Below are 10,892 nucleotides of genomic sequence, written 5' to 3'. Positions count from 1 at the left end.
CGGGAACAGGCCAGGACCCGCTGGCCCCGCACCCACGGCAGCCTGGTCGACTAGGACCGGCCGGCGCCCCCGCCGCGGGCGCGGCCTGACTCCCGGGTGCGCGCACCCCTGCGATCTCGTTCAGCACTCGCCGGCTCCTCGTTCGCGCCCCGCGCGGCGCGCGCCCGAACGCGCACCACCTGCGGACGTCCATGGTGTGCCACCCAGCCTAACCAGGCCGAACTCTCGCCCCGGGGGGCGTTCCCGGCCACTTCCACCACGCGGCGACGGTGGTTCGGCCACTTCCGCGCCGTACGGGACCCGGGCGTGCGGGCAGCCGGTGGGCGGGCGCGCTCAGCGCACCCGGTACTCCTTCCAGAACGCCGTCAGATCCTGGTCCGTCGCGGCCTGGGCGGCCCGCTTGAAGTCGGCGGTGGTCGAGACGCCGTGCCAGTGGTCCCGCACGTACTCCTTGAGCAGGCGCGCCATGGCGTCCTGGCCGATGACGTCCGCCAGCCGGAACAGGGCGCAGGACCCGTTGGTGTAGATGACGCTGGTGTACTGGTTGGTGTGGGCGCTCCAGTACGCCATGGAGTTGGTCAGCGCGGCCTCCTCGCTCGGCCAGTACACCTCTTCCTCGCAGTACGTGGCCATGTCGAGGTTGAGGAAGCGGAAGTTGGCGTACTGCGCGAAGCTCTCGTCCAGCCAGGGCGCCGCGTACTGGTCGTTGCCGACGATGCCGTACCACCACTGGTGCGCCACCTCGTGGATGGCGGCGCTGCCCTCGGCGTCGACACCGAGCAGCACCAGACCCGGGTACTCCATGCCGCCGCCGAACTGGCGGGCCATCACCAGGTCGATCTCGCCGTACGGATAGCGGCCGAACTCCTTGCTGAACCGGTCGACGGCCGCGGCGCCGTCCCTGCGGGCGTAGCGCACGCCGTCGGGATGCGCGTCGGGGGTCCAGTACGACCGCACGCGCACCCCGCCGGGGGTCACCTCGGTCGCGGTCTCGAACGGGCCGGCGGCCCAGGCGAACTCGCGCACCCGTGGCGCCAGACTGGTGGTGACCGTGCGGCCGGCGGCGCCGGGCCGGGTCTGGGTGCGGCCGGTCGCCGGCACCTTCAGCCCGCTCGGGTGGTCGAGGCGCACCCGGTAGTCGCTGGTCAGCGCGTAGAAGCTCTCGCCGGTCCGCACGTACGGGTCCAGGTGCCAGCCCTTGGCGTCGTGCACGGCGAGTACGGGCAGCGCATTGCCGAGGAAGCGGAAGGTGCCCTCGCGGCCGAAGCGGTCGTTGCGCTCGGGCACGGCGATGGACACGTCGAAGGAGAGAGCGGTGCGCTCGCCGTGCGCCAGCGGCTTCGGGAGCGTGATCGCCAGCGCGGTGCAGCCGACCGTGGGCTGCTGGGCCGTGCCCCCGTGCACCGCCGTGACCTGCACCGGAGCCGGCGCGCTCGGTGTGCCGCAGCCGTCCTGGCCGTTGCCCCACAGCCTGAGGTACACCTCGCGCAGCGGCCGGGCGGCGGAGTTGCGGAGCGAGACGCGCTGGCGTCCCGTCCAGTGGGAGCCGTCGGCGTCCGCGGTCAGCCGTACGTCGTAGCGGGCCCCGTCGGGCGTCGCCGCGGCGGGCCCGGGCCGCGCCTCCGGCACCGGGGCGGCGGTGGCGTCGACGCGCGGGGCGCTCGCCCCGAGGAGGCCGGCGGCCAGCCCAACGGCGGCTCTGTGAAGGGAAGTTGGCGACCATCGCGCCATTATGCGTGTCATGGCCACGGATGCTGCCACGCCGCCCCCGGGCCTGTCCTGGGACCTGTCCAGAGGGCGTACGGCGGCGCGTCCGGGGTGCTCTGGCGGCGTACGGCGTACGGCGTACGGCGATGGGCGCGTGGGGGGACGGGGCCGCCCCGCGGGCCGGGAGGGTCGGCCGCTGACCGGTCGGCCGGAGCCCTCCGGGATCGTCCGGAGCTCTCCGGGAACGTCCGGAGCCACGTGCCGACAGCCCGGCCGCTCGCCCGATAGGGAAGCCCGCCCGCCCGGCTGGAACCCCGACCGCCCGCCCCGGCCCGTAAGGGGAACGGGGAACGCGTGCACCGTGTGGTGGTCGGGCGGCTGGTTGGGGAGATTCCGGAAGGTTTTCCGGCCGGTGGGGTCGGGGCGGCCGGTACCGGCCACACTCGGGGGCTGTTAGCTGCGTCACCCGGCGGCCGGGGTGGTGGCGGCGGGACCAGCGGCGGTGGGCCGGAGCGCGGACACCGCTCCGGAGCGCCCCGTCCCCGGCCCGGCAGGTCGGCCCGGCCGGCGGACCCGCGCCCGGGGCCCGGGGCGCCGTCGACGCGTACGGCACCTGTCGTACCACCGGCGTACGGCTCCCGTACGGTGCGGGGCGTGAGAGCCGTTAGGTTGGGACCGGCCATTGGAGAGCCCGTGAAAGATGAGAGGGTCTGACGGGTGAGCAAGACATCACCGAACACCCTGCAATACCGCCTCGACGGTCCGGAGGACGGCCCCGTCCTGATCCTGGGGCCCTCGCTGGGCACCACCTGGCACATGTGGGACCGCCAGGTGCCCGAGCTGAGCCGGCGTTGGCGCATCCTCAGGTACGACCTGCCCGGACACGGCGGGGCCCCCGCTCACCCGGCCTCGTCCGTCAGCGACCTCGCCGACCGGCTGATAGCCACGCTCGACCAGTTGGGCATCGACCAGTTCGGCTACGCGGGCTGTGCCATCGGCGGCGCGGTCGGCGCCGACCTGGCGCTCCGGCACCCGCACCGGGTCGTCTCGCTCGCGCTGGTCTCCTCATCGCCCCGGTTCGGCACCGCCGACGCCTGGCGCCAGCGCGGCGTGGTCATCCGCACCAACGGCCTGGACCCCATCGCGCGCACGGCGCCCGAGCGCTGGTTCACCTCCGCATTCGCCACCGCGCAACCGGCCATCGTCGAATGGTCCGTCCAGATGGTCCGGACCACCGACCCGGGCTGCTACATCGCCGCCTGCGAGGCGCTCGCCGCCTTCGACATCCGCTCCCAGCTCGGCCACATCGGCGTGCCGACGCTGGTCCTGGTCGGCGCTGACGACCAGGTCACGCCGCCGGCCGACGCCCGGGTGCTGGTCGCGGGTATCCCCGACGCGCGGCTCGCCCTGGTGCCCGGCACCTCGCACCTGACGCCCGTCGAGCAGCCGGCCGCCGTCACCGACCTGCTGGTACGGCACTTCGCCAGCTCGGGCCAGTCCGCCCACACCACGGGCATGACCGCGATCACGGCCGCCGCACCCAAGCCGGTGCTGGCCCCGGCCCCGCCGCCGCCCACCGCCCCGGTCGCCCCCATCGCGGAGATAGCCCCGGCTGGGCAGCCCGCCCAGGTGCCGGCCGAGCAGCCGGACAGCCGGGCGCGCGGCATGAAGATCCGCCGCGAGGTGCTCGGCGACGCGCACGTGGACGCGGCCGAGTCCGAGGCGGACGAGTTCAGCTCCGACTTCCACGACTTCGTCACCCGCTACGCCTGGGGCGAGGTGTGGACCAGGCCCGCACTGGACCGGCACGCCCGCAGCGTCGTCGCCCTCACGGCTCTCACCGCCGGCGGCCACCTGGACGAACTGGCCCAGCACACCCGCGCCGCGCTGCGCAACGGCCTGACGCCGGCCGAGATCAAGGAAGTGCTGCTCCAGACCGCCGTCTACTGCGGCGCCCCCGCGGCCGGCGCCGCGTTCGCCGTGGCCCAGCGGGTGGTCCAGGAGGAGACCAGACCCGAGGCGTGACCGGGCACTGACACCGGCACCGGGCACTGCACCTGCACCGGGTGCTGACGCCGGCACCGGGCGCTGACACGCCGCCATCGAGCGCCGGCACCCCGACGTCCGGCGTCCGGCAGCGCCGGCGTCCGGTTCGAGCGGCCCAGCCCCGGCAAGTGCCCGCGCCCGTCGCCCGTGTTCGCGCACGCGGCCCGGGGCGGCCGTCGGCCCCGTGCGTCGGCTTCGGGCGCGGGCGCGGGCGCGCGTACGGTACGAGCCGCCGGCGCGGTACGGGCCACGGGCAAGGGCGGCCCCCGCGCGGGCGGGCGGGCGCGAGGAGCGAGCGCAGCGAAGGAGCGGTGGGGCGGATGCGGCTCACCAAGCAGGGGCACTCCAGCGTGCGGCTGGAGAAGGACGGCCGGACGCTGGTGATCGACCCCGGAGTGTTCAGCGCGCCGGACGCGGCGGTCGGCGCCGAGGCGATCCTGGTCACCCACGAGCACCCCGACCACTTCGACGAGGACAGGCTGCGCGCCGCCCTGGAGGCCGACCCGGCCAGCCGGGTGTGGACGCTGCGCAGCGTCGCCGAGCAGCTCTCGGCCGCCTTCCCTGGCCGGGTGCACACCGTCGGCGAGGGCGATGCGTTCCAGGCGGCGGGGTTCGAGGTCGAGGTGCACGGCCAACTGCACGCCGTGATCCACCCGGACCTCCCGCGCGTCACCAACGTCGGGTACGTGGTGGATGGCGCGGTCTTCCACCCGGGCGACGCGCTCACCGTGCCCGACCGGCCGGTGGAGACCCTGCTGCTGCCGGTGCACGCGCCCTGGAACAAGGTCAGCGAGGTCATCGACTACGTGCGCGCGGTGCGCCCGACGCGCGCCATCGACGTGCACGACGGATTGCTCACCGACCTCGCCCGGCCGATCTACGACCGGATGCTGGGCCCGGGCGGACCCGGTGTCGCCGGCGCCGACCACGGGCGGCTCGCAGTGGGCGAGACCCTGCACCTCTAGCCCGCGGGACCGGCCGCCCGCCCGGCACCCGGCCGCCGCCCGCCCGGTGCCCGGGGCGGTTCGTGGCCGGTCCGAGCCCGGCTGTCAGTGGCGGGCGGTAGGTTTACCGATATGCGCATCGCGACCTGGAACGTCAACTCGATCACTGCCCGGCTGCCGCGGCTGCTGGCCTGGCTGGAGAGCACCGGCACGGACGTGCTGTGTGTCCAGGAGACCAAGTGCTCCCTCGACCAGTTCCCGTACGACGAGCTGCGCGAGCTCGGGTACGAAGCGGCGGTCAACGCCACCGGCCGGTGGAACGGGGTGGCGCTGCTCTCCCGCGTCGGCCTGACCGACGTGGTCACCGGCCTGCCCGGCGGCCCCGACTACGAGGGCGCCCAGGAGCCCCGGGCGGTCTCCGCCACCTGCGGGCCGGTGCGCCTCTGGTCGGTCTACGTGCCGAACGGCCGCGAGATCGACCACGACCACTACGCGTACAAGCTGCGCTGGTTCGAGGCGCTGGGCGCGGCCGTCGCCGAGGACACGGCGGGGGCGCGCCCGTTCGCCGTCCTCGGGGACTTCAACGTGGCCCCCACCGACGAGGACGTGTGGGACCCGGCGCTCTTCGAGGGCGCCACCCACGTCACCCCGGCCGAGCGCGCCGCACTGGCCGCCCTGCGCGAGTCGGGCCTGTCGGACGTGGTGCCCCGCCCGCTGAAGTACGACCGCCCGTACACGTACTGGGACTACCGCCAACTAGGCTTCCCGAAGAACAAGGGCATGCGCATCGACCTGGTCTACGGGAACGCGCCCTTCGCGAAGGCGGTCAGCGATGCGTACGTGGACCGGGAGGAGCGCAAGGGCAAGGGCGCGTCCGACCACGCGCCGGTCGTGGTGGACCTGGACGTGTGACAGCGGCCCGGGGGCGGGGGCGGGCGCCGGCCCGCGGCGGGCGGTGACGGAGGCCGGCGCGGGAGCGCGGCGCCGGCCTAGCGCGCCTGTGGTGCGTACTCGGTGGTCGGTGCGACGCTGAGCGGTATGGACATTCCCTTCCTCGGCCCCTGGCGCAAGCGGCACGCCGCGGCGAGCGCGGCCAAGGCGCCGCCGCCCGGGCCGGCGCGGGAAGGTCTTGCCGAACTGCTCGCCGAGTGCGAACTCCTGCGGGCCCGCGCCGAGTCGGCCGACGTCACCCTGGACGACACCCCGGCCTCCCTGGAAGCCCTCGACCAACTCCAGCCCGGCTGGCGCGACGACCCGGAAGAACTGCCCTGGCTCGGCAACGACGCGGGCCTCTACCTCGGCACCGTCATCACCCGCACCGTCCCCGGCGCCCAGTGGCGCCTGGCCCCCGACGGCACCCCCTTGGTGGCGCTCGACAGCGGCCGGGAGATCGACGTGGTGGCCGCCGGCACCTCCTGGGCGGAGGACGGCACGCCGGAGCTTTCGCAGATGTACGCGGAGGTGGACGAGGGGTGAGGGGCGCGCGCCGCGCGGCGGCGGGGCGGACCCGGGGGAGCGGGGTGCGGCGCGTCCCACCAGGACGCCTGAGACACGTACTGAGTGAGGGGTCATGGCTACGGCGGAGCAGGTGCGGGCGCGCTTGGCGCCCGAGATTCTCGGTGCCCAGCGACAGGGGCCCGGCGTGCCCATCGACGTGTTGGACCTGCGGGTGCCCGCCGTCTACCCGGATCTGCTCGTGGAGCTTGAGGTCCGTGTCGGGACCGAACGCTGGCGGGTGTCACTGGTGTACGACGGCCCCGACGCCAGCCTGGCGAGTGGCGACCTGACCGACGTGGCCCTGCACACCCTCCAGTTCATGGTCAGGACCCATCTGTTCGAGTGGTGGCACACCAGGGACAGGGAGCGGGCGTCGGCGCGGCTGGGCACGCGGCTGGCCTGATTCCCGGCCAGGGCCCCGGCGGCCGGTGCCCCGCCCCGCGGCGTACGGCGGGCAACCCCGGCAGCCCCCGTACCCACCCCACCTCCGATGACGATTGACCGGCAGGTCAACGCGTGTCGCCCGCGAAGTCCGGTATGTGCGCGTATAGGTTGCCTTGACTGCGACACGCCTGAGAGTGGATAGGGCTGCATATGGCCGTCGATCCTCTGATCGAACTGCGCAATGTCAACAAGTACTACGGGAAGCTGCACGTACTGCGGGACGTCGACCTGAGCGTGGGGCGTGGGGAGGTCGTGGTCGTCATCGGGCCGTCCGGGTCCGGGAAGTCGACGCTGTGTCGGACGATCAACCGGCTGGAGAGCATCGAGTCCGGCACCATCACGTTGGGCGGCACGCCGCTGCCGGCCGAGGGGAAGGCGCTCGCGCAGCTTCGGGCCGAGGTCGGGATGGTCTTCCAGTCCTTCAACCTCTTCGCGCACAAGACCGTGCTGGCCAATGTGTCGCTGGCGCAGATCAAGGTCAGGGGGCGGAAGAAGGAGCAGGCCGACCAGCGGTCGCGGGAGCTGTTGGAGCGGGTGGGGCTCGCGGCGCACGCCGACAAGTACCCGGCACAGCTCTCCGGCGGCCAGCAACAACGCGTCGCCATCGCCCGGGCGCTGGCCATGGACCCGCAGGCGATGCTGTTCGACGAGCCGACCTCCGCGCTCGACCCGGAGATGATCAACGAGGTCCTCGAAGTGATGCGGCAGCTCGCGCACGAGGGCATGACGATGGTGGTCGTCACCCACGAGATGGGCTTCGCGCGTTCGGCCGCGAACCGGGTGGTGTTCATGGCGGACGGCGCGATCGTCGAGGACCGCACCCCCGAGGAGTTCTTCACCGCACCGCGCAGCGACCGTGCCAAGGACTTCCTCTCCAAGATCCTCAAGCACTGAGCGGGCGGGCACCGACATGCGCATGCTTCCGTCAGCCGGGCGAACGGCCCGTACCCGTACCCGTGCTCGTACGCGTACCAGTACGCGTACCAAGACCCCGCACCCGCACCCGGCCGCGGTCCCCGGCCCGCCCCCGCGCCGCCGCGCGGCCCGCGCCGCCACTCCGGCCAGAACCGCCACCACGGCCAAGGTCGCCGCCCTGCTCCTCCTGTTCGCGCTGGTCACGGCCGGTTGTGGCAAGGAGGGCAGCCCGCCGGCGAAGGGGCCGCGGCCCGAGGCGTTGCCGCACTACCGCGTCGACCGGGGGTTCGAACTGCCGGACTCCGCCACCTGGCGCAAGGCCGAGCGGCGCGGGCATCTCGTGGTCGGCGTCAAGGAGGACCAGCCGTACCTGGGCGAGAAGGACCCGGCCACCGGCCGCTACAGCGGGTTCGACGTCGAGATCGCCAAGATGATGTCCGCCTCGCTCGGCTTCGACCCGCGGGGCATCAGCTTTCGCACCGTCGCGTCGGCCAACCGCGAAACGGCGCTCCAGAACGGCCAGATCGACTACTACGTCGGCACGTACACCATCAACGCCCTGCGCAAGCGGCAGGTCGGGTTCGCCGGCCCGTACTACGAGGCCGGGCAGTCGCTGCTGGTCCGCCACGACGAGGACGGCATCCACGGCCCGGACGACCTGGCCGGCAAAAAGGTCTGCTCGGCGGCCGGCTCGACCCCGTTGCAGCGCATCGAGGCCGACTACCCGAAGGCCCACCCCGTCTCGTACGACACGTACTCGATCTGTGTCGACAACCTGCTCACCTACCAGGTGGACGCGGTGACCACCGACGACACGATCCTGATGGGCTACGCCGCCAAGGCGCCCGACGAACTCAAGCTCGCCGGGCGGCCGTTCTCCAAGGAGCCGTACGGGATCGGCCTGCCCAAGGGGGACACCGCGCTGCGCTTCGCGCTCGACGACGCGATCGTGGCGCACCAGAAGAACGGCGACTGGAAGCAGGCGTACGACGCCACCCTCGGCCTGTCCGGGGTGCCCGCCCCCCAGCCGCCCGCCGTCGACCGCTACCCGGCGGGCTGAGGAAGGCTGCGATGGACGTCCTCACCGACAACTTCTCCCGCTACGGCGACGGCCTGCTCGGCACCGTCGAACTCACCTGCTACGCCTCGCTGCTCGCGCTCGCCCTCGGCATCCTGATGGCCGCCTTCCGGGTCGCCCCGGTCGGCTCGCTGCGGATCTTCGGCACCGTGTGGGTCACGGTGCTGCGCAACACCCCGCTGACCCTGCTGTTCTTCGCGGTGCTGCTGGGGCTGCCGCGGTTCGGCCTGGTGCTGCCGTTCACCACCTTCGCGGTGCTCGCGCTCGGCTGCTACACCTCGGCGTTCATCTGCGAGGCGGTGCGCGCCGGCATCAACACGGTGCCGGTCGGCCAGGGCGAGGCGGCCCGCAGCCTGGGCATGACCTTCGGGCAGACGCTGGGCACGGTGGTCATGCCGCAGGCGTTCCGCTCGGTCATCCCGCCGATCGGCTCGACGCTGATCGCGCTGGCCAAGAACTCCGCGATCGCCGGCTCGTTCAGCGTCACCGAACTGCTGGGCACCTACAAGGTCCTCAACGAACTCGGCTACAGCATCGTCTGGACCTTCGTCTGGATCGCCGCCGGCTATCTGATCGTGACCCTGACCATCAGCGCGGTCTTCAACGTGCTGGAAGCGCGCTGGGGAGTGCCGCGATGACCCACACCGCCCTCTACGACGTGCCGGGCCCGCGCACCCGCCGCCGGCACCGGATCTACGGGGTGCTGTCCACCGCGGTGATCGTGGGCCTGCTGGCCTGGTTCGGCTACCTGCTCTACGACACCGGGCAGTTCGAGGCCGAGAAGTGGCGGCCGTTCCAGTACGAGGGCATCCAGGAGCTGCTGCTGCGCGGGCTCGGCAACACGCTCAAGGCGTTCGGGTACGCGGCCGTGCTCTCCCTCGCGCTCGGCGCGGTACTCGCGGCCGGCCGGCTCTCCGACCACCGCCCGGTGCGCTGGCTGGCCACGCTGCTCGTGGAGTTCTTCCGGGCCATGCCCGTGCTCGTGATGATCTTCTTCGTCTTCGTGGCACTGAAGGTGCAGCCGCTGCCGGCGCTGGTCACCGGCCTCACGCTGTACAACGGCTCGGTGCTGGCCGAGGTCTTCCGCACCGGGGTGCACGCGGTCGACCGCGGCCAGCGGGAGGCCGCGTACTCGCTGGGCATGCGCAAGACGCAGGTCATGACGTACGTCCTGGTGCCGCAGGGGATGCGGGCCATGTTGCCGGCGATCATCAGCCAGTTGGTGGTGGCGCTCAAGGACACCTCGCTCGGGTTCCTCATCACCTATGAGGAGTTCCTGCACGCGGGCAAGCTCATCGCGGGCAACCTGGACTACGGACTGCCCTTCATCCCCGTCGTCCTGGTCATTTCGCCGATCTACATCGGCATGTGCATGTTGCTGTCCGGGCTGGCGAACTGGGTGGCCGCCCGGCAGCGCCGCAACCCCAAGGTGGAGGCCGCGGAGGTCGCCGAGCCCGAACCCGGCACGCTGCTGCCGGGCGCGGGCGGCCCGGGGCCGCGGTTGTAGCGGGCGGGGGAGCGGGAGCCGTAGGCGGCGGGGCTGTTGACGGGGCGAGCCGTAGCCGGCGGGGGAGCGTGGTGGGGCGGGAGTTGTAGGCGGCCGGAGAGCGCGGTGGGGCGGGCCCTAGACGGTAGGGGAGCAAGGGGGGGGGCGGTCGGGTCGCTCAGGCCGCCCGGTGCCCCTTCGGCTCGCTCGGCGCCAGCGCCGCCTTCGTCACGTCGGCCACCAGCTCCACCACGTCGGCCCCGTACGCCTGCGAGTTGACCACCTTCAGCAGGACGCAGAACGAGCCGTCCCCGCCGCGCCGGCGGACCAGCCGGGTGTGCTGGCGCACCAGGTGCCGTACCGCCGCCCGGTGGGTGACCGGGCGCTGACCGGCCGCCAGGAACACCGGACGGTCGCCGCCGCCCGCCGTCAGCCGCGCCAGCAGTACGTACTCCACCGCGCCCGGCTCCATCCGGTAGTCCGTGCCGCCGATGGTGAACGTGGCCCGGTCGGTGCCGGCCTCGTCGCCCGGGTGGACCGTGACCCCGGGCAGCAGGTTGGCCAGGTGCGCGGCGAGCCTGCGGTGGGTGAGCGGGTCGCCGATGCAGAACTCGGTACGGGCCCCGAAGCCCTGCAACCCGGTGTCGTGGGGGGGGGGCCCCGCCGGGGCCCCCCCCCCCCCCCCCCCCCCCGCGGCCACCACCGTGCGGGAGAAGCGCAGTGACGACCCTGCCCCGCCAGCGAGGCCTGACCGAGCAGGCCGCCGACGCCGCGA

The 10,892-nt window shown here is 73.3% G+C and carries 11 protein-coding genes; 9 read left to right on the top strand and 2 right to left on the bottom strand.

Translation table 11 applies throughout. The annotated features are described in order from the left end of the window. Positions 1-333 precede the first annotated feature (333 nt). The gene (locus AAHZ94_RS19125) at positions 334-1,743 is read right to left on the bottom strand and encodes a M1 family metallopeptidase (protein ID WP_349994184.1); all 1,410 of its coding nucleotides are present in this window, start codon (positions 1,741-1,743) and stop codon (positions 334-336) included. A 681-nt stretch (positions 1,744-2,424) separates the two neighbouring features. Here AAHZ94_RS19125 and pcaDC point away from each other — a divergent pair. From pcaDC to AAHZ94_RS19080, 9 genes are all read left to right on the top strand, one after another. Continuing rightward, positions 2,425-3,732 carry a bifunctional 3-oxoadipate enol-lactonase/4-carboxymuconolactone decarboxylase PcaDC gene (gene pcaDC, locus AAHZ94_RS19120; RefSeq protein WP_349994183.1) on the top strand — a complete coding sequence of 436 codons (1,308 nt, stop codon included), beginning with the start codon at positions 2,425-2,427 and terminating at the stop codon, positions 3,730-3,732. 341 nt (positions 3,733-4,073) lie between these two features. Continuing rightward, positions 4,074-4,718: an MBL fold metallo-hydrolase gene (locus AAHZ94_RS19115; RefSeq protein ID WP_349994182.1), complete on the top strand. Its 645-nt coding sequence runs from the start codon at positions 4,074-4,076 to the stop codon at positions 4,716-4,718. Between the two features lie 111 nt (positions 4,719-4,829). Further along, positions 4,830-5,609, top strand: a complete 780-nt coding sequence (locus tag AAHZ94_RS19110) for an exodeoxyribonuclease III (RefSeq protein ID WP_349994181.1) — start codon at positions 4,830-4,832, stop codon at positions 5,607-5,609. Positions 5,610-5,735: 126 nt separating this feature from the next. Then, positions 5,736-6,173, top strand: coding sequence for a DUF6278 family protein (locus tag AAHZ94_RS19105; protein ID WP_349994180.1), 438 nt, complete (start codon positions 5,736-5,738; stop codon positions 6,171-6,173). 94 nt (positions 6,174-6,267) lie between these two features. Beyond that, positions 6,268-6,597 (top strand): hypothetical protein, encoded by a 330-nt coding sequence (locus AAHZ94_RS19100; protein WP_349994179.1) that lies wholly within the window; start codon positions 6,268-6,270, stop codon positions 6,595-6,597. Positions 6,598-6,788: 191 nt separating this feature from the next. After that, positions 6,789-7,532 carry an amino acid ABC transporter ATP-binding protein gene (locus AAHZ94_RS19095; RefSeq protein ID WP_349994178.1) on the top strand — a complete coding sequence of 248 codons (744 nt, stop codon included), beginning with the start codon at positions 6,789-6,791 and terminating at the stop codon, positions 7,530-7,532. A 22-nt stretch (positions 7,533-7,554) separates the two neighbouring features. Beyond that, positions 7,555-8,613 carry a glutamate ABC transporter substrate-binding protein gene (locus AAHZ94_RS19090; protein WP_349994177.1) on the top strand — a complete coding sequence of 353 codons (1,059 nt, stop codon included), beginning with the start codon at positions 7,555-7,557 and terminating at the stop codon, positions 8,611-8,613. Between the two features lie 11 nt (positions 8,614-8,624). Continuing rightward, positions 8,625-9,269, top strand: a complete 645-nt coding sequence (locus tag AAHZ94_RS19085; protein ID WP_349994176.1) for an amino acid ABC transporter permease — start codon at positions 8,625-8,627, stop codon at positions 9,267-9,269. Next, a complete protein-coding gene (locus AAHZ94_RS19080) occupies positions 9,266-10,138 on the top strand; it encodes an amino acid ABC transporter permease (protein WP_349994175.1) in 873 nt (290 codons plus the stop codon). Before AAHZ94_RS19085 ends, AAHZ94_RS19080 begins: the two co-directional genes overlap by 4 nt. Before the next feature lie 157 nt (positions 10,139-10,295). Here the strand turns inward: AAHZ94_RS19080 and AAHZ94_RS19075 are convergent. Further along, positions 10,296-10,892: hypothetical protein (locus AAHZ94_RS19075; protein ID WP_349994174.1), on the bottom strand; the 597-nt coding region annotated here is incomplete at its 5' end.

The organism is Streptomyces sp. HSW2009 (assembly GCF_040240285.1).
Lineage (GTDB): Bacteria > Actinomycetota > Actinomycetes > Streptomycetales > Streptomycetaceae > Streptomyces.
This window is presented reverse-complemented; position numbering and strand designations above follow the sequence as displayed.